Genomic DNA, 18580 nt, shown 5'->3' on the forward strand with positions numbered 1-18580 from the left:
TATATATGGGAATATTATAAGTAACAAAACGATGACAGGAGCGATTACATAATGATGACTACATTTGTATTACTTGGTGGAGCTTTCGCAATCGCCGCTGGTTTAAATTTCTTTGCAGTGAATGATGAAAATGCATTTATAGATGACGAAGCAATTAACTAAAGAGACGCTAGTGCAGCGTCTCTTTTTTCTGTGGCAATTTTGAAACTTTTATTGTATTTTTAAGCTGTCGCAGGAAATAATAGAATAAAAGAGAAATACTTAAGCATAAACTGCTAGCCTCATTTCGATGAAGGAGGTACGGATTCATGCAAACCCCAGATGTATTGCCAGGAGAACAGGTCGTACTTTGCAAGGTGAAAGAAGAAGATCTAGAAAAATGGTGGAGCCTCATCCATAATGATGAACACCCCGAGTGGAAAAAATGGGATGCTCCATATTATCCGTTGAGGCATATTGAATATGAGAAGTTCAGGGAACAGATGAGCAACTTGATTCAACAGGGATATGATCGGAAATACCTAATTAAAGTCGATGATGAAATCATTGGAATGGTCACATATTATTGGGAACACGAATCTTCCCAGTGGCTTGAGTTCGGAATCGTCATCTATCTTCCTGAATTTTGGAATGGGGGATATGGGACTGATGCTCTTATTGTCTGGATTCAGCATCTTTTCGACACCTTCCCCATTCCCCGTATAGGCTTTACCACCTGGTCTGGAAACTCTAGGATGCTGACTGTCGGCAAAAAACTCGGGATGGTAGAAGAGGCAAGAATCAGAAAGTGCAGGCTTTATAACGGAAAATACTATGATTCAATCAAAATGGGGTTATTAAGAGAAGAATGGGAAGCACGGTACAAAGGATAATCTCATAATCCAACAAAACCACCTGGCATCTGTCGGGTGGTTTTTGTTGGATCTCAATATTTTCGTCAGGACAATGGATTGGTGACCTAAACCTGCGTATTTCTGTAAAAGTGGTCTCCAATGGAATGCCTAACTCCAAATAAGCCAAAAATCCTGAAAGAATCCCCTGTTCTAAAGAATCCTCGACATATAATACTCGTCGTAAAATTGACCATCCTTGAACATTGAATCCTTCTTGGTTCCTTCTATTTGAAATCCCATTTTTGTATATAATGAGACGGCTCCCTGATTCTCCGTTACAACGGTTAATTCCAGTCTGCGCAGCCCTATGCCGCTCGCCCAGTCCAATAATTCAGTAAAGAGACTGGTCCCAACCCCTTTTCCGCGATAAAGATCTTTTATTCCGATTACCAGATAGGCTGAATGCTTTGTTCTTGGCGCACTTCCGCCTTTTGCGATTAAATATCCAGTTAATTGACCAGCAGTCTCTGCCAGAAAGATATTTGAGTTTGGTTCTGATTTAAGTACATGAATCATTTTCTTTTGGGCTTCCGGGTTGAACTTCCTTTCACCTGGCCCAAAAAGCATAAAATCAGAGGAATTTTCCACTTCTTGTATCAGTCTTGCAAACTTATCTGCGTCCCGTTCCTCGGCTTGTCTGATCTCCATGCGAACACCTCTATCATTATAGTTTTTTAGAAAAAGAAAACAGAGGAAGAGTCCTCTGTTTTATGAAAATATGCTTTTGATGCTTTCAATTAGTTCCTTGAAGAAGTTGGAGACAGATTCCAGGAACCCCTTATCGCCCACTGCTTCCTCGATCCTCTTCTGGATATCATCTGAAAGCGTTTCTAATTGGGTTTTTACATTGTCAAAATTAATATTCAGATCCCTCATTTTATTGAACAGGTCAATTAGCAGCTGCCTGTCTTCAGGGCTAAGCTGAATTTCAAGGGTCTTCAGCTTTTCATCAATGATTTTTTCGATTTCTTCTTTTGTTGCCGGATTTTGCTCGGCAATTTCCTTCTTGATTTCTGTCAGGAGTTCACTGACTTTATCCTGATCAAGGCCCTCTTTTTTAGCCAGTTTTGTCGCCAGGTTCAATTCCTGATTCGCTACTTCTGTGCGGTCTTTGTTGAGTGCGGTTCCGTCACCTTCATCATATGCCTTGTAAATTCCTACTAGCGCTGAGTGCCCTGTAACTTTCACCGGTGACACCACATCCACGACTGCATCCTCAATTCCTGCCGTCAACAGGGCGTTCGCATACATTTCATCGGTTACTTCTGTAATATTTTCGGGTGTGACCTGGTTAATCACCAGTCCCTCTCCTGTATCTTTCCTGGTGATTTTGGCTGATGAGTACATGTTTGAATGTTCGTCACCGTCGATATAATTTACCAGGTCTTTTCCTGTTACGATGATTTCCTTAACTTTTGAGGAATCCTTTACGCCTAGCAGCTCTCTGACTTCTTCCTTCTGTTTTTCGGAAAGAGCTTCACCGTATACAACAATCGGAAGGCCGTATTTTTCATTAATGGCCTCCTCATCATCATCATTGGAAGCAAATGCTGGTACAGCAATCATCCCTAAACCCAAAATGAGCAGACTGAATACTGCTGTGATTTTTAACAAATGTTTCAATTTCATCATATGTTTCTCCTTTTCAACCTAATTCTTAAAAACTATCTCATTTGTCATCAGATTCAAGCTTTCTCGCCACTTGCCTTTTTAGTACATATATATGTACGACCAAAATGATATAAAAGTTTCAAGTAAGTTCATAACGTAATTTTGCTGCTCCAGATGGGATCCGGAAAATTATTGATAAATTTCCTCCTTATTCAAGTACCTGATATGTTCAATATGGTTGTCTCCACTCTCAAAACCATGTGAGTTCCCAGGAAAAGGAGGATACTCACCGCTTCCATCTTTGTTCATAAAGCTCCAGCCAATATAGAATTGTGCGGGCGGAAAAAAGTCAGAAAAAATTGTATTCGGCATACTGGAAGCAGTCAATTGATTTTCTCCGGTGATAAATTCATTCCATTCATCCGGGATTTTAGTGAACCCATAACTGGACTTCTCGCCTACGTCTATTTTTAATTCCATTTGTACCTTTGGAAAGTAGTGGTGCTTTCCATCGGAAATGCTGAAGTTTCCGTCCTTCTTTAAATAAAAGTTCAGGTTTGCAAGCTGATTATCCGGATGAAAATTCCAGGTGATATAGTAACTCCCCGGATCTTTAGGGTTTGTTTTCCATAATTGAGGAGTTGCCCCTGAGTCAATACGGGCAAATTCCCACCTGTGTTTTCTCCACTCCCAATAACTCAATCCATACCCATCATCTTTAGTGATAAAAGGGGCAAGTACATGCTCAGAATCAATAAAAATGATATCTTGAATCAACTCTATGTCTGCCTCAGGATATTCCTTCATCATTTCTTTTATTGCCTGTTGTTTACCAGGAAATCCGCCTGGGGGTGCGAAATAGAACCAGTAGCCAACCAGAATCAACAGGAGTAACAGTGCGGCACTCGCAAGGAATAGCCTTCTTCTCTTATTTACCACCCTACTCTCCCTCCTTTAAAAAAGGTTTTTGAGAGCGAAAATAAAATTGTTCCTGCACTGTTGAAATTAAAATTCCCTTCCCATCTTCTTCCACAAAGATGACCGGGTGAAACCCACTGCCCATTCTTGGTTTTACCCCGGTCATTTGATAAGGAAATCGTTCATCTGCCTGAGCCAGGTGTTCAACATTCTGCACTGAATCATAATACCAGGCATCGCTTGAAATTTGCCTCAATTCCATATTTGAGATTTCAGATCTCAACGACTCTGCATCGAGGACTTTATCGATTCCAGAAGGATGAGTTTTCAGGATGTGTGCTCCACTAGTGTCTGATATGTACGTTGTTAACTCGCCTTTTGGATAAATGCTCGATTGAATCAGTGGACTCAATAATGCTGACAAAAGGAAGATATAATTAGCCAGGAATCCTAAACACGCATATTTCCGGTATCTGTCCCAGCCAGTACCTTCGTTTCTTTTATGATAAAGAGCGTACAAAATCCAGGCACCAAGTGGAAGGACAGCTACTTTAATCGGCTGATTCATATACGGCAGATTAATAGAAAATGAAAATAAACCTATGAAAATAACCACCGCCATTTTCCATAATCTTGGTTTAATCTCCTGTTTTCGGTAAATCCTGAGAGCGATAAATAGAATTAGCACCCAGGATACAAGATTCATAACTAAAGCTGTAGCGTTCATCTATACACCTCAAATCCCTTTAAATCTTTTCAATTGAATGCGTTGACCAGAAAATACTTTGTCAAGGCAAAATATTCCCTTGCATACGATTTTACTACTGCTTGTACGGGGGTATCAGCTGGCAGTCCGTTCAACTCCAGCCCCTCTTTTTCTGCAATCATGCTGGCGCGGTAAATATGAAAATCGTTCGTAACTACCAGTCCTGTCGCAGCATTTTTCGGTATTAACTTTTTCGAGAAACTTATATTTTCATATGTATCTGTCGATTGATCTTCGAGAAGTATTCTAGATTCTTCAATCCCGAATTCGATCAATTCCCGTTTAATCGATTCTGCTTCGGATATATCCTCACCTGGACCTTTGCCACCTGACGCTATGGCGATTGTGTTTGGATTTGCCTTTAAATAGTCCGCCGCACAATCTATCCTGAATTGAAGTGCCAGTGATGGTGTTGTCCCTTTCACCCTGGCACCTAGAATGATCAAGTAATCTGCATTTTCTGGTACATCTTTATTTGCATGTTGGATGATTTGGTAATGGAGGGTGCCGCAGTATAAAAGGAAAAGAACAAGCCCAGCAGAGAACCACTTTTGGAGAACCTTTTTTACCTTTATCTTCATCTTATTTACCTGTCTTTCTAATGATTACTTCCATATTACCATCCTTTTTTGGTAATTGTATGGTATTCCACAAAAATATTGACAAAAATCTGACTATTACGAACAGATTTAGAGTCCTTAAAATGAAGCATCAATCACATTCTGTTGCTTATTCACTATCTTTGACGAAAGACAACTAGTTTTGTCAGGCACAAAGGAATCGTCTATTGTAATGGCGAAATTTTTTTATGGGAGGGATGAACATGAACACTAGTGCAGTAGCAAAGTTGCTTGCGGTGTCGCCAAGTACGATTCAGCGTTGGGTGAAACAGGCGAACCTTCAAATGGAACGTACCGAGCTAGGTCATTATCAATTTTCAGATGAGAGCATCGAAATCTTGAGGGATATCAAAGACCAGCTTAATAATGGTGTTCTGCTTCAGGATTTGAAGATTAAGGGGAGACAGCCTAGAAAAGCAACCATAAAGGGCGGGGCAACTGAGGTGGCTCTTGGACCGTTGGTGAGGCGGATGGATGAATTTGATCAAAGGCTTGAAAGAAAGGCTGATGAGGTGGTTGCCTATCAGATTCTCCAGCATAGAAGGGAAATAGATGAGCTACAGAGTGAGATAGCCCTTCTTAAGAATCTTATAGTCAGCATGCAGGAATCTGCCGCTGAAAGGGAAAATGAAGCAGCGGAGGCAAAGACAGAATTATCAACGTCAATTTCAACTCTAAGGAAATTTAAAAAGAAAAACTTCATCAGTTCCTTTTTTGGATTTTAAGCACCGCACATCAAGGATGTGTTTTTTTTTTTGTATACACAAAAAAACAGACCCAAATAATTGAGTCTGTTCTGGATATCCTTAGTTAGAGCTTCTGTACGTTTGTTGCCTGCGGACCACGCTGGCCCTGTTCAACATCAAACGATACTTCTTGTCCTTCATCTAAAGATTTGTAGCCTTCACCCTGGATTGCTGAGAAGTGTACGAACACATCGTCTCCACCTTCACGCTCAATGAATCCAAAGCCTTTTTCACTGTTAAACCATTTTACCTTGCCACGTTCCACTATTGTTGCCTCCTAGCGATTAAAAAAATTGCAATTTAACCTTGCGTGATTATTATATCCATTTATGTTTATTTTAAACCCTAAAAACGAATTTTTTTGAGGAAGGACGATAAACCAACAACGGATTTCTATTCATTTTCAACTGCTGATTTTCTTAAAAGTGTCTTCATCACAGATGACAAACATCTTTGCTCCGTCTGGAATAGGTTCATTATGCTTTCTGGCAACATCAAGTGCATGGCCGTCTGAAATGAGCGTCGCCCCTAAATCGAACAGCTCCATCGCTGCCTGCTTGTATGTGCCCCAATGCGGTTTCTTTTCGACCTCATACAAGTTTTCACCTTCCATGTTGCTGAGCAATTGTTTGAATAGCTTGCTTGAGCCAGGAAAGATTGCTGCCTGAGCCATCAGTTTGGATACTGATTCATTCGCTAATATGAATTCATCGACGTTTGCATGTTCGAACAGTGCAATATGCTTTTCCTTCATAATCTCGGCAATTGTGTATATATTTTTTCCAGACTGTTTGGATATATGTTCCACCCTTGAAGCAATAAGCAAAGTTTTCCCATCAGCATATTCTGGCAGCTCGATACGATCATCTGTAAATACTGCCACTGACTTTGACTCCAGGATATTAGCCTGCATCAGCACCTCTTCCTCAGCAGGGTTGCCACTGACAAAATGGACTCGTTCATGCTGTACTGGTGACTCATTGCTATGGTCGACAATTACGATATCACAATTCTTATTGGAGTTCAGGATTTCTTCAACAACATTTATCAGCTTATCTTTGGATGAACCTATCAGAATATAGTGGTCCTTTCCTTTGTATGCCAATTTCCCTTCCTCCTTCATCTTCTTATACAGTGCCAGGCTGTCAAAAATTTTGCCAATGATAATCCCCATTGCTCCGATTCCAACAGTATAGAGCAGTATCATTGTGAAAATCCTTCCGATGTCACTGCTTGGAGAGTAATCTCCATAACCAACTGTGACGACTGTTGTCATTGTCCACCAGACAGCATCCAGATATCTCGGAAAGGTTTCAGGTTCCAGCGTTTTAATAATCAGACTGCTCAACAGGATTACTGTCAAAACAATCAGTGTGATTTTCCACAGACTGATTCTCATCATCTTTGTGAATAATCTTTGTAAAATCCACATGTTTGTACCTCCTATCCTAGACGGTCAAGCCTGCCGGTAAAAAGCAAGATAGGTTGTTAGTGATCTTGCCGCCAACTCTGTAACCAAATGCGGATGCTTCCCCATAGACAAGAAAGCTCCCGGTCAGTATATGCCCGTCTTGTATCCCTTTTTCAGAAAGGTACTTGGCGGAAGGCAATTTGATGTACTGCTGAAAAATTGATGGTACTTGATCGTAATTTCTCTGTTGCTCTTCAAGGACCAATTGACCGGCACAATCGAAAATCTGGACTGTGTCGCCTTCCCTCCCGAAAATCGGTTTTTTCACATAAGGCATTTCTTGTTCGAGAAAATGGTCCTCTTCCAAATACGTCGGCAGAAAATATTGCTGTATCCACTGATGCTCTTCTTTGGTGAAGAAAGGATCTTTATTTTCATGCATCCCCCAAATTACCGCCTGTACTGCTTTGTTTTGCAATAGGAACGCAGATGGAGGGTTGATCACAGCCAATTTCTTTGTTTTTATAAGATCCATCAACCAGAGCCCGATTCTATTCCCTGACTGGTCTTCATCCAGGACCAGGCTCTCAATCGGGAAAGTTTGCCTGTAGAGAATGTCGATTTTTCGTCCATCTTCGTCAAAAAGGCCCTCTCCCGGCTGGATTCTTAATTTATCCAGTGAAATAAACCTTGAAGGCAATCCGTATAACTCTTGTAAATAAAGAACAGTATTCTTGTCCTCGATATTGTCTTCATGTGCTGTAAAAATTACGTATGGTTCGATTTCTGCAAGCCAATTGGCAGATGCCTTAATGGCTTTCCTTACAGCTAATGCTAACTGCTCTTCTTTTGATTCATTTGGATTCCCATAGCCAAAATCCTGTGCAACAAGCCCGTTGACGTGGAACAACTCTTTAATAAAAGTAGGAGTATCTGCGTTAATTTCAATGCATTTGTATGTATCATCCGTTTTTATGAGATCAAGTCTTGCAATGACACTTTCAGGATTCAAGGTTTTTAGCCGGATAAAATCTACGGTTTCTCCTGGAAACCCTAAGTCGAGTAAGGTATTTTTATCCACCTTTCTCAGCAGGTCACAAATTTTGAAAAATACTTTTCCAATCCTTGAAGTACATAGCCTGATTTCATCCGCTTCCTTCTGGGGAATGGCGGCTACATCATATAAAGCATACTCTTCTCCATATAAATCAGGCCAGAAATTCCTGATCCCTCTATAGAAATTCCTTCGTCTTATTCGATGGTCTTCCATGGAATGCCTCCTATTCCATGTCGTTTTCATGCAAATCTTTCACATACAGAACATAAACTCCGCGGTCCTCATCAATTTCAGTCGAAGTAACCACCATTTGGCCAACTTCCGGGACATCCGTGACATCCTTTAAAAGATAGCGGATGACATCGAGATGGGTTTGGCAAGGGACAGCGGAGAGCAATTTGTAATTCTCACTTTCACGGTACCTGCGAAATTCGACGTGAATGCCCAATCCCCTATAATTTTTCTCGTCAATGAATGAATTGTTCCTTCCACGGTCCTCAAGGACTAGGATTTCTTCTTCTCCATTCATTTCATTGGACACTAATTCATATTGGTTTCCTTTGATCACGAAATACGTGCATAACTGCCGGGCATAAAATTCATCAATGCCAACAGCCGCAGACGTATATTCATATAAAGCTTCATAGCCGCCTTTTCCATCATGGATAAAATAAGTCAGTTTTTTCATGGCTGCTGATCTCCCTTAATACGATAGACTCTTGGCTACAATCCAGCCAACAGCGAGGGAAAGTGAAAAAAGAATGACACCAACGGAACGATTATCTTCCTCAATCGCTTTTTGAAGGCTGTACCTGATTGTTACAACCTCGGCGATAAAAAACACCAGGATTTGAGTGAAAATCCCAATAGAGCCCCAAATTGCCATATCCAGGAGGGAAATTGAATATTCCGCCGCAGCCCCAAGGACAATCGCGAGTCCCAACATTTTCCCGCCAAGCGAAAGAGCAGCTGTAACGTTTCTTTTGCCAATCAGTTCGAATTCCTTGATTTTAGGAGTAGCCAGCACGAATAATCCTACCCCTGCGGTCAGCAAAAGCAATCCAAGTCCTAAATATGAGGCAAAATTCATATATAAATTCATTATTCCTTCTCTCCCTTAGCCGCCAGTAGTGCTTCTTGACCCGCTTCCGAATCCTGAGCTGCCCTTTGGCGTCCTGTTTTTATAATTGCTGTCCAGCCTGGCTCCCTTAAATGATGAGCTGTTCTTATATTTCATATAATCATTGCTCTTATAAAGCATCGATCGATTGGCAAAGAACATACCAGCAAAAAAGAAATGGCCAAAGTACGGTGAATTGTTATCGTTACATTCCCAAACTCCATCTTCAGCATCCCATTCCCAGTCACTGCAATCTGTTCCTTCTGGCACAGGCGGAATATCCTGATCCTGTGCGGCACTCCAATCCTCTCCATCACCTGCAGATGAGCCCTCATCCCAATCTCTGTCTGGAAGTGCTTGTGGATTATTACATGCCGTAGCCCCCATTAAAAGAGCAGTTGCTGAAATCCCAGCCATGACCTTTTTTGTTTTATTCATATTTTTCACCTCCTATTCAACAGATGTATTTACGGCAACCTAGGTAAAAAGGTTTCATAATTTTGTGCCATCTTTCATTCTAACATTTCTTTTCTGTAAATCGATGCTTATTACAGATCTCATCTATACCGTACTTGATAAACGTAGATCTGTCGCCATTGACCGATTTTCTTCCTGCTAAGGCATCTTCAGGGATCTCGAAACCTAAAGTCCTCTGCAATTAAGATTCCCCATTAAAGAACTCCTCAAAATTAAAATCCTCTATTTCTGACTTTCCCAATGCAATTTTTGCTAAAATAATTTCTAATAGGCATAATCCTGCTAACGTAACTATTCCTGTAACCATAATGACAGCTCCCTTAAATTCTATTTGCTTATACCATAAATTATGGAACGCGTTTCAGGTCAAGAATATTTTTGTGAGGTTTTTCAAATGGCTAATATACGAGAAATTGCCCGACTGGCTGGAGTCTCTGTTTCAACCGTGTCCCGGGTGTTGAATAACCATCCATATGTAAGTACGGAGAAACGGGATGCAGTGTTGGAAACGATGAAGAAGCTGGATTACAGCCCTAATATTAATGCTGTCCACTTATCGCGCGGCAGGACGAATATGGTTGGAGTCGTACTGCCAACCATTAACCACCCATATTTTTCTGAGCTGCTCGAAGGTATTGCTGAGGAGGCGATGCACCATAATATCCAGCTGGTCATATTCCAGACAGGCTATCATGAAGAAAAAGAGTTCGAAGCATTAGAACAATTAAGGGGCCAGCTTATTGATGGAGTCATTTTCGCATCACGGGCAATTCCATTTGGAACTTTAATGAACTATAAGGGTGCGGGTCCAATTGTGTTATGTGAAGACTCTGATCAAGATGAGTTTCCTTCAATATCGATAAAACATGTTGACGCGTTCAATCTCGGGCTTGACTACTTAATCACAAAAGGTCATCAAAAAATTGCGATATGCCTGGGAAGGCTTGAAGGGACCAATAGCCGGAAACGAAAAAATGCATATGTAAAGAAGATGAAGATGATTGGCGAGGATGTGCGTTCAGAGTGGATCCTTGGTCAATGTTTAATGATAGAAGATGGTAAAGAAGTGATTGATCAATATTTGAAAATGGAGGTAAGGCCGTCTGCCTTCATTGTTGGTAATGACCAGGTCGCAGCAGGCATGATGACAGCGGCACATAAACTTGGACTTGATATTCCCGGAGATCTGGGCATAATCAGCTTTGACAATCATCCTGTATCAGAAATCCTGGACATCACGACAATAAGCATACCCACCAAACAATTAGGTACCACCGCCTTAAAAGCCTTGATCAAGCGCTCAGCGGAAAAAGAATTTGCGAATAAGATCACCCTGCCCTTTCAATTAATCGAAAGGGATTCTGTTTGAGGGAAACTACCAGTCAAAAGAAAAACCTGCCTATATTAGGCAGGTGATGTATTAGTTTATGCTGCTTTTATGTTCGATCAGGTTTATGCAGTCATCGGTCATATGGTAATCATGGCAATCCATAAGTGTTTTTTCCAGTGAGGCTGGAACCCTCTCGAAATCATAGGCACAGATTGTAATCAGCTTTGTTTCCTTAAGCATAATATCAGCTTCTCTTTCATATTCGCCAAGATTCTGGAAGATTTCTTCCTGATCTCTCCATTCTACATGGGCCCAAGTCTGGATTGGAATATTTTTTTCGAGGAAAGGTTCAATCATATTTTCAAGATAACTTAAAATCGTTTCTTTATTGAAGTTGCCTCGATAGCAATAGAAATCGTAATTATTAAGGGTATGGATCATTTCTTGCTGCGTCTCATCAAACTCGGTTTTGATCCTATTTTGGATTTCTGGCATAAACCGGTCATTTTCAATAATCATGACATGGTTCCCAAGTCCAATCGCAGCATTTATATAGACTAAAAGATTGCTAATATATTTTTGGTCATCCTTGAATGAATAAAAGATATGGGCACCAGATTCTTCAACAGACGAAATCAGGTTCTGGATTTTATTGTGCATTGTTATCAGTCTCCTCCGGAATTCAAGGGAAACAAACAATGAATTCAGATATTCAAATATAACCCTTATCTTATCATACTTCCTTCCAATAATCGATTAATCTTGGTTTTCATTTTAATGACAGACCCATTTTCCCAATCAAGCAACCGCCATAATCAGGAACATTTACTATTTAACAAAAATAAAAAACAGGTGGAGAATTGGTGTTTATTTTACGGCATTGGCAGCCAATCTGTCCGCTTTTCCGTTAAGAACAGATAAGGCCTCATGATATTCAGCTTCTAATTGTTTAATAATCTCAGATGCAGGCTGAATTTTACTGATGGCCCCAACCCCCTGGCCCGCTGACCAAATGTCTTTCCACGCTTTTGCATTGGTCTCCCTCTGCATGGAATCAAAATTGACACTGTCCTTTTTCTTAAGTGTTTCTGGATCCAGTCCGGCTTTCACGATGCTTGGCTTTAGCATGTTCGCTTTTACACCTGAAAAAGCATCAGTAAGGATAAGGTCTTCCTGTGTTGCGTCAACGACCATCTTCCTGTATTCTTCATTTGCCATACTTTCCTCAGCAACAATGAATCTTGTTCCCATATAGGCAAGATCTGCTCCTGCGGCCTGGGCAGCAAGAATCGATTTTCCGGTAGTAATAGATCCAGCCAGCACAATGATTCCATCCCAGAAGGTCCTGACAGAATCGACAAAAGCAAAGCTGTTCAATTCTCCAGCATGCCCTCCAGCTCCATTAGCAACCAGAATAAGGCCATCTACTCCGGTTTCTGCTGCCTTCCTGGCAAACTTCACATCACTTACATCAGAAAACACCAATCCGCCATATTCGTGGACAATTTCAACTACTTTCCTTGGGCTTCCCAGAGAAGTGATGACGAGCTGCGGCTTATGCTTTTTTAATAATGCCAGCTCTTCATCAAGACGGCTGTATGTACTATGCACGACCATATTCATTGCCCATGGTGCGATTTTCCGTTCGGGCTCAAGAGTTCTCGCATCTGCTAACTCTTCATTCAGCTTGCCCATCCACTCATCAAGTACCTCGATTGGCCTGGCATTAGGGGCTGGAAACGACCCAATCACTCCGTTTTTACAGCATGCGCTCACAAGGTCAGGCCCGGAAACCAGGAACATCGGTGCTGCTATAGCTGGTACTGTCAATTGATCCCACCAGCTTTCAGGAACCACTTTACTCATATTATCATCCTTTCTTTGCATGTCAAAATTTTCTGAATATCTATATCATAATTTAATACACTGAATAATTCAATAAAGAGTAGTACCTTATTATATTAAAAAAAGAATCCGCCACCTTAATGTGAAGGATCCTTTCGATACTTTTTCAATGTGCCTTTCATACTATTTCGGATTCGAATAAACCTTGATTCATGATCTTCTTCCGTATTTTTTAAATAACGCCGCCAAATGAACTGACTGATCTCTTCTATTAACAGCAACAATACGATTGGCAGAATCAAGTACCATCCCCACGTCCACATCATTCAGGCTCCTTTCGAACGGATATATTATCCTATTCAATTCTTTACCTCAACATGTGCATTAGATAAACATTGGATATTACCACAGACAAAAAAACATTTCCTTCCTTATCTTAATCTCTCCATGATATCTTCACGGTGGATATAAATGATTGCCAATACGAGAAATCCGGTGACCACAATAACTGCAGGGTCGGTTCCCAGAAAATAAAAGCTAAACGGAATCAATAGAAAGGAACCAAGTCCGGCAAACGTAAAACTCTTCAAAAAAGGATAAAGTAACAGGAAGCCTGTGATGATGACAAGTGCAGTAAACGGTTCAAAAGCGAGCATCCCGCCGATGAATGTGGAGATACCCATCCCGCCTTTAAATTTCAAAGTAATGGGTTTTACATGACCTAAGATTGCAAATCCCAACCCTCCAAGAACTAATTCAGATGAAAATCCAAAGTAATGGCCTGCGATAATCACAATCGCACCTTTAAGGGCATCACCAAGAAATGTTAGAATGAATGAAATCTTCCCATTTACCCGTCCTGCATTGCGTGCTCCTACATTTCCGCTGCCCTCATCTCTTATATCTTTTTTTCCCAGCAGCTTTACTACAAGGAAACCGGCCATCAAGCTTCCCAATAAGTATGAACATACATAAAAAATAATTATAGCCAATATAGACACAACCTGTCTTAAATGATTATTAAAGCTTATTCGGTAAAAAAACATAAATTCCTTCAAATGATCATCCATTAGAAAAAGGAGCCTGTGACCGGCTCCTTACTAGGATTTCTGAACAGAAACTATAGTGCGTCTGAAGTATTGCTTCTTCCTCATATAATAGTAGAATACTAGAAAAACAGCACCGCTGACTAGACGCATACCGGCAGCAAGATTCATAGCCGTATTGATTGAACTGAACTGCAGCAAAAACACTCCAACTTGCGGAGCGACAAAACCGATTATAGCTAAATTGATATTATATTGTGCAATAAAGCTGCTCCGGTTTTCCTCCAATGTAACTTCAAGAAGTTGATTGAATAGTAAAAGCACAGTTCCAGAAACAAACAGGCCTGAAGTGAAATTCACAAATGTCAAATAGTACATATTTGTCGAAAGGATCGTTAAAAAAGGTGCGGTCGCCATGCCAACGGCTGTAATTGCCAGCATTTTGGCATTGCTGTGCTTATCGGCCATCCTTCCCCACCATTTGAAACTGATGATTTGTCCAACCTGATTTGCCACTGTGATGATGCTGATCCAAAACCCTGTCATGTGGGCAATTTTAATATTATAAATATTGAACAACGGCCAAGCCAGCTGCCAGGCAAAGTTGAAGAATAAGCCGCACACCAGAAAATAAATGAATGGTTTATGTTTATAGGCGTCCCAGCCGAAATTTACTCTTTTCAGTTCTTTTTTAAATTCTTTTTTCGGTTCTATATGTTTATTTAAATAAAAAACTTCCACGATCCCAAAGAAGAATGCCAGAATAAACAGGATCTGATATGGCAAAGGATTGGCTTTATCAAACCACTGCAGCCCAATACCAATTGCCAATGTCGTGAACATGCCAGCGATTGTCAGTATCCTGTTCCTCTCACTGAAAAAACCGCTCCGCCTGCTATCAGAAATAAGATCTCCAATAAACGACTGCCAGCTGAGCATAGCGAATGAGCCGGGAAGATTCATAAGGCCGATTAAAATAACAAACGTCCAGGCCCTGTACTCCTGAGGCAGGTAAATGACAAGGAACATCGCAAGCAAAAAGAAGCGTGTAAATAAAATTGATAACCCGGTGAACCTCTTCTTTTCCTGAAGCCGGCTCATAATTGCGGTGCCGAGAATCATGGCGAACATCCCAATGATTTGCGGCAAGGAACTGATTAAACCTACTTGATAATTCGTCGCACCAAGGACACCAATCGCGAAAAGGGCAAAATAATTATTGCTCATGCTTGTTACAATCGTCGAGGCCACACCATTTAAGATACTATTTTTCTCATTCCGCATTGCCTGTTCAGAAGGACTTTGCATATCTTCTTCCTCTTTCAAATGATTCAAATTATTTTGTATATCGAAATTTCCACCTAATTTTACTCCTTCTGTTTTTTACTGGCAATAAGAATTTCATCCATTATATAAACAAAGATTATTCTGTGAATTTCTTCCCTAAGGCACAAAAAAAGGAGCTAAATGCTCCTTTTCGATTAAACGTTTTTCAAAATCAAATTCAATCTGTTATTCCGCTCATTTCTTTCCTCTTCGGTCGCAAGGTCATACTTTTTCAGCAGATGGAATACCTCATTCAGGATATCCTGAGTATGTTCTTCCTCCAGAAAATTGCTGAATGAATTCTGGATATCCTGTGGCAGGAACTCCTTCTGTGACTCGTATTTTTTTTGGACATCTTCCTTGCTATGGTCAAGTTTGCATTCTCCCATTTCAAAAATCCCTCCTTACTATGGATACTGTTAGCATACCAAACAATGAATTCCTACTTCAATTCACTTTATTTATTACTTGGATCCCCTTATTAAGCCTGGCGAAAAACTTCACTCCTGATTCAACTAAATTTAATGGTTAGATATAGCATCGAAATCAAGCCGAGGATAAAAGAATATGTTGGAAACTTCACATGGTGGTCCTCCTGGCTTTCTGGGATCAACTCTTTGTAGATAACAAAAAGCATCGCCCCAGCCGCAAAACTTAAACCGTATGGTACCAGTCCGTCTACATCCGCTGCAAGAAAATACCCGATTAACGCTGTTACAATTTCAACAGCACCTGTAAAGGTAGCAATCAAAAGTGACTTCAGCTTGGACATATTCTGGTGTATTAAATAAATCCCAACAAGGAATCCCTCGGGTGCATTCTGCAGACCAATTGCAAACGCTATGATGGCACCGAGATTATCCTCTCCGGATCCATAGCTGACACCGACAGATAAACCTTCGGGCAAGTTATGAAGCGTGATCGCTGTTACTATTACTAATGTTTTACGATCAACACCTGATAAAAGTTTAAAGTCACTTGTATCGAGATCTTCCGTTTTTGAATTGATGAAATTCAAAACAAATGTACCCAGTAGCATACCAATGCTTAACACCCAGATATTGGATGCTTTTAAAGACTCCGGTATCAAACTGAATGTTGTCGCTGCCATCATGATGCCTGATGCGTATCCAAGAAGAAGGGACTTCAATCTGGAAGAGACATTATTTAAGAATAAAACTGGTATTGCTCCTAAACCTGTTGCCATCGCAGAGATGACAATGCCCAAAAAAGCTTCTGCCATAATTTTTTCCAATGCCTCCTATTTTACAAAAGTAAAATACTATTTCCCTTAAAATAGGGAAATTACACTTGGAAAAAATTATTATATGTAGTTTCATGGAGCAACCAATTCTACTTTTATTCGATCGGGATCTTCAAAAAAGACCGCATAATGTCCGTTCCCTCCGGCAAAAGGATGCCTATCTTGATACAGAATACGGATATTTTTTTCTTTGAGTTTCTCGGTCATCCAATCTACTTGTTCCCTTGAACTTGCATGAAAAGCAAGATGGTTCAGACCGACTTTGGCGCGATGATATCCTTTTTTTATATACTGATCATCTGTTTGCACAAAGACCAGATACGTCGACTGGTATTTCCAGCTGATTCCCCGATCCCATTTTTGATAAAGCTCGTAACGTAATTCGCTTAAAAACCAGTCCCAAAACGCAATTGTCTTATTAAGGTCAGTTACATTGATTTCAATATGATGCAGCATCTGATTTCTCTCCCTTTCTATACCACCTTCTGTATCGGGAACCTTATAATTGGAAACAATATCATAAAATTATAAAGGACGTCATGTTATGTATCTGGTTATAACCGTCGCTGTATTTTTAATACTAGGATATTTTGTCGTTGATTGGAAACGTTGGCGGGATTTTTATCCAACAATACAATTTTATATAATATGCAATTTAATGTATAACTTTATTTTCTTTAACCATACCTTGTGGGCATACAATCCGAGGGCTCCGTGGCTGAATCACACGGTTATTGATCTGGTTTTCAGTTTAATCATCATGCCAATTATTATCATGATCTACCTTGACCATATTCCTGCATTTTTCAAAAAGAAACTTCTTTATTGGACAGGATGGGTTGTGCTGTTTACTGTCATCGAGTATTTTTTTCAAAAAATGGACTTATTTATCTATCAAAATGGATGGGGAATCATGCGTTCAGCAATGTTCAACGGCATTATGTTCACGGTGCTTGGGGTTCACTATAAACGCTCTTTAGCAGGCTTATTGCTCGCGATTCCAATCATTATCCTTCTGTTATATTTCCACCATCCATCATTCCAGGATTTAAAATAGGTAAGTTTTCCGGCCTTTAGCTTTGCTTCCTGTTCGCCTTTGTTACTATAATAATGAAAAGTGATTAAAGACGAAACTTTCATTCAGGGAGATTCTAATGATACGTACAATTTCAATTAGTCATACTGGTCAGATCCGAACTGGCCAAACCATAGAGACATTAATTTCAAACGATGACTTATGGTATTGGATTGATTTCAATGAACCAACAGATGAGGAAATTGAATTTTTAAGGGAGCCGCTTAAATTCCATCCTTTATCGATTGAAGATTGTATCCATACCTTGCAAAGACCCAAGTTGGACTATTATGATGATTATCATTTTTTTGTGTTTCAGGCATTGAATTCAGAATCTATGCAAAAGGAAGAAGTTGACCTGTTCCTGGGAACGAACTATATCATCACCTTCCATAGTGACAATACACGTGAAGTGGAGGATGTATGGAAGAGATTAGAGTTGTCCAAGACACCTGGAGAGTGGAACCCTTCGATTGTTCTCTATCATGTTTTGGATAAAATAGTTGATAATTATTTTCCGCATGTCTATCGAATTGAGGATTTATTGAACGAAATAGACGAAAATTCAGCAGACCGTTCAATGGAAGAATTGCTCGAGGACCTATTCGACACAAGGCATGAACTCCTTTCACTCCGTCATACCATCACCCCTATGAGGGATCTGGCATACAGGATGATCAATTCTCATCGTCTCTCTGGTGTTCTTGAGCAAAAGGAATATTTTGCGGACATCCATGACCATTTATTGAGATTGGCTGAAAAGGTTGAAGCAAGCCGAGAGTTGACCACAGATATTCGTGATAGCTATTTATCGATGAACGCTCATGAAACGAACCGGGTGATGAAAGTACTCACTGTAATCACAACCATTTTCATGCCTCTTACTTTCATTGCCGGAATCTACGGAATGAATTTTGGGAAAATGCCGGAACTCTCATGGGAATATGGTTACTTTGGAGCTTTATTCGCCATGTTCATCATTGGAATAAGCATGTTTCTCTGGTTTAGAAAAAAAGGCTGGTTTAAATAAAGTGCCATATCAGGACAAAAAACCATTGAAGACCTAATCTCAATG

The 18580-nt window shown here is 40.2% G+C and carries 25 protein-coding genes; 5 read left to right on the forward strand and 20 right to left on the reverse strand.

Annotated features, from left to right (window positions below; translation table 11 throughout):
* Nucleotides 1-308 precede the first annotated feature (308 nt).
* On the forward strand, nt 309-872 hold the full coding sequence (locus J7E38_RS18530) for a GNAT family N-acetyltransferase (protein WP_214708677.1): 564 nt from the start codon (nt 309-311) through the stop codon (nt 870-872).
* 171 nt (nt 873-1043) lie between these two features.
* Here the strand turns inward: J7E38_RS18530 and J7E38_RS18535 are convergent, their stop codons facing one another.
* The 5 genes from J7E38_RS18535 to J7E38_RS18555 all read right to left on the reverse strand — a co-directional run bounded on the left by J7E38_RS18535 (nt 1044) and on the right by J7E38_RS18555 (nt 4769).
* Nucleotides 1044-1541, reverse strand: coding sequence for a GNAT family N-acetyltransferase (locus tag J7E38_RS18535; protein ID WP_214708679.1), 498 nt, complete (start codon nt 1539-1541; stop codon nt 1044-1046).
* A 60-nt stretch (nt 1542-1601) separates the two neighbouring features.
* Entirely contained in the window at nt 1602-2522 is a 921-nt protein-coding gene (locus tag J7E38_RS18540) for a DUF1002 domain-containing protein (protein ID WP_215038790.1), read from the reverse strand.
* 171 nt (nt 2523-2693) lie between these two features.
* On the reverse strand, nt 2694-3443 hold the full coding sequence (locus tag J7E38_RS18545; protein ID WP_214708683.1) for a hypothetical protein: 750 nt from the start codon (nt 3441-3443) through the stop codon (nt 2694-2696).
* A 1-nt stretch (nt 3444) separates the two neighbouring features.
* Nucleotides 3445-4149, reverse strand: a complete 705-nt coding sequence (locus J7E38_RS18550; protein WP_214708685.1) for a hypothetical protein — start codon at nt 4147-4149, stop codon at nt 3445-3447.
* Between the two features lie 29 nt (nt 4150-4178).
* A complete protein-coding gene (locus tag J7E38_RS18555) occupies nt 4179-4769 on the reverse strand; it encodes a YdcF family protein (RefSeq protein WP_214708687.1) in 591 nt (196 codons plus the stop codon).
* Between the two features lie 242 nt (nt 4770-5011).
* Between J7E38_RS18555 and J7E38_RS18560 the strand changes: the two genes are divergently transcribed.
* A complete protein-coding gene (locus tag J7E38_RS18560) occupies nt 5012-5533 on the forward strand; it encodes a MerR family transcriptional regulator (RefSeq protein WP_214708689.1) in 522 nt (173 codons plus the stop codon).
* Nucleotides 5534-5618: 85 nt separating this feature from the next.
* On the opposite strand, the gene J7E38_RS18565 is transcribed toward J7E38_RS18560, so the two are convergent.
* The 7 genes from J7E38_RS18565 to J7E38_RS24190 all read right to left on the reverse strand — a co-directional run bounded on the left by J7E38_RS18565 (nt 5619) and on the right by J7E38_RS24190 (nt 9926).
* Complete coding sequence (locus J7E38_RS18565; RefSeq protein WP_144480592.1) at nt 5619-5819, reverse strand: cold-shock protein; 201 nt, start codon at nt 5817-5819, stop codon at nt 5619-5621.
* A gap of 138 nt (nt 5820-5957) precedes the next feature.
* A complete protein-coding gene (locus tag J7E38_RS18570) occupies nt 5958-6986 on the reverse strand; it encodes an ion channel (RefSeq protein WP_214708691.1) in 1029 nt (342 codons plus the stop codon).
* Nucleotides 6987-7002: 16 nt separating this feature from the next.
* Nucleotides 7003-8235 carry a glutathionylspermidine synthase family protein gene (locus J7E38_RS18575; RefSeq protein ID WP_214708693.1) on the reverse strand — a complete coding sequence of 411 codons (1233 nt, stop codon included), beginning with the start codon at nt 8233-8235 and terminating at the stop codon, nt 7003-7005.
* A gap of 10 nt (nt 8236-8245) precedes the next feature.
* Nucleotides 8246-8710 carry a hypothetical protein gene (locus tag J7E38_RS18580; RefSeq protein WP_214708695.1) on the reverse strand — a complete coding sequence of 155 codons (465 nt, stop codon included), beginning with the start codon at nt 8708-8710 and terminating at the stop codon, nt 8246-8248.
* Between the two features lie 15 nt (nt 8711-8725).
* Nucleotides 8726-9124, reverse strand: a complete 399-nt coding sequence (locus J7E38_RS18585) for a DUF350 domain-containing protein (protein ID WP_214708697.1) — start codon at nt 9122-9124, stop codon at nt 8726-8728.
* Between the two features lie 15 nt (nt 9125-9139).
* The gene (locus J7E38_RS18590) at nt 9140-9580 is read right to left on the reverse strand and encodes a hypothetical protein (RefSeq protein WP_214708699.1); all 441 of its coding nucleotides are present in this window, start codon (nt 9578-9580) and stop codon (nt 9140-9142) included.
* A gap of 220 nt (nt 9581-9800) precedes the next feature.
* Nucleotides 9801-9926, reverse strand: a complete 126-nt coding sequence (locus tag J7E38_RS24190) for a hypothetical protein (protein ID WP_285291757.1) — start codon at nt 9924-9926, stop codon at nt 9801-9803.
* Between the two features lie 87 nt (nt 9927-10013).
* Here J7E38_RS24190 and J7E38_RS18595 point away from each other — a divergent pair, with 87 nt between their 5' ends.
* Entirely contained in the window at nt 10014-10988 is a 975-nt protein-coding gene (locus J7E38_RS18595; protein WP_214708701.1) for a LacI family DNA-binding transcriptional regulator, read from the forward strand.
* 51 nt (nt 10989-11039) lie between these two features.
* Here J7E38_RS18595 and J7E38_RS18600 read toward each other — a convergent pair whose 3' ends face one another.
* From J7E38_RS18600 to J7E38_RS18635, 8 genes are all read right to left on the reverse strand, one after another.
* The gene (locus J7E38_RS18600; RefSeq protein ID WP_214708702.1) at nt 11040-11609 is read right to left on the reverse strand and encodes an MEDS domain-containing protein; all 570 of its coding nucleotides are present in this window, start codon (nt 11607-11609) and stop codon (nt 11040-11042) included.
* A gap of 207 nt (nt 11610-11816) precedes the next feature.
* Nucleotides 11817-12815, reverse strand: a complete 999-nt coding sequence (locus J7E38_RS18605) for an NAD(P)H-dependent flavin oxidoreductase (RefSeq protein WP_214708705.1) — start codon at nt 12813-12815, stop codon at nt 11817-11819.
* A 116-nt stretch (nt 12816-12931) separates the two neighbouring features.
* A complete protein-coding gene (locus tag J7E38_RS18610) occupies nt 12932-13120 on the reverse strand; it encodes a hypothetical protein (protein WP_214708707.1) in 189 nt (62 codons plus the stop codon).
* 105 nt (nt 13121-13225) lie between these two features.
* Nucleotides 13226-13786, reverse strand: coding sequence for a glycerol-3-phosphate acyltransferase (locus J7E38_RS18615; protein ID WP_214708709.1), 561 nt, complete (start codon nt 13784-13786; stop codon nt 13226-13228).
* Nucleotides 13787-13894: 108 nt separating this feature from the next.
* Nucleotides 13895-15148, reverse strand: coding sequence for an MFS transporter (locus J7E38_RS18620; protein WP_214708711.1), 1254 nt, complete (start codon nt 15146-15148; stop codon nt 13895-13897).
* Nucleotides 15149-15321: 173 nt separating this feature from the next.
* Nucleotides 15322-15555, reverse strand: coding sequence for a hypothetical protein (locus J7E38_RS18625; protein WP_214708713.1), 234 nt, complete (start codon nt 15553-15555; stop codon nt 15322-15324).
* A 122-nt stretch (nt 15556-15677) separates the two neighbouring features.
* Nucleotides 15678-16409 carry a ZIP family metal transporter gene (locus J7E38_RS18630; protein ID WP_214708716.1) on the reverse strand — a complete coding sequence of 244 codons (732 nt, stop codon included), beginning with the start codon at nt 16407-16409 and terminating at the stop codon, nt 15678-15680.
* A 93-nt stretch (nt 16410-16502) separates the two neighbouring features.
* A complete protein-coding gene (locus tag J7E38_RS18635) occupies nt 16503-16886 on the reverse strand; it encodes a VOC family protein (RefSeq protein ID WP_214708718.1) in 384 nt (127 codons plus the stop codon).
* A gap of 88 nt (nt 16887-16974) precedes the next feature.
* Between J7E38_RS18635 and J7E38_RS18640 the strand changes: the two genes are divergently transcribed.
* Both J7E38_RS18640 and corA read left to right on the forward strand, forming a co-directional pair.
* Nucleotides 16975-17487 (forward strand): CBO0543 family protein, encoded by a 513-nt coding sequence (locus J7E38_RS18640; protein ID WP_214708720.1) that lies wholly within the window; start codon nt 16975-16977, stop codon nt 17485-17487.
* Nucleotides 17488-17584: 97 nt separating this feature from the next.
* Nucleotides 17585-18535 carry a magnesium/cobalt transporter CorA gene (corA, locus tag J7E38_RS18645; protein WP_214708722.1) on the forward strand — a complete coding sequence of 317 codons (951 nt, stop codon included), beginning with the start codon at nt 17585-17587 and terminating at the stop codon, nt 18533-18535.
* The last annotated feature ends 45 nt before the right edge of the window (nt 18536-18580 follow it).

Source organism: Bacillus sp. ISL-35 (genome assembly GCF_018613355.1).
Taxonomy (GTDB): Bacteria; Bacillota; Bacilli; order Bacillales; family Cytobacillaceae; genus Mesobacillus.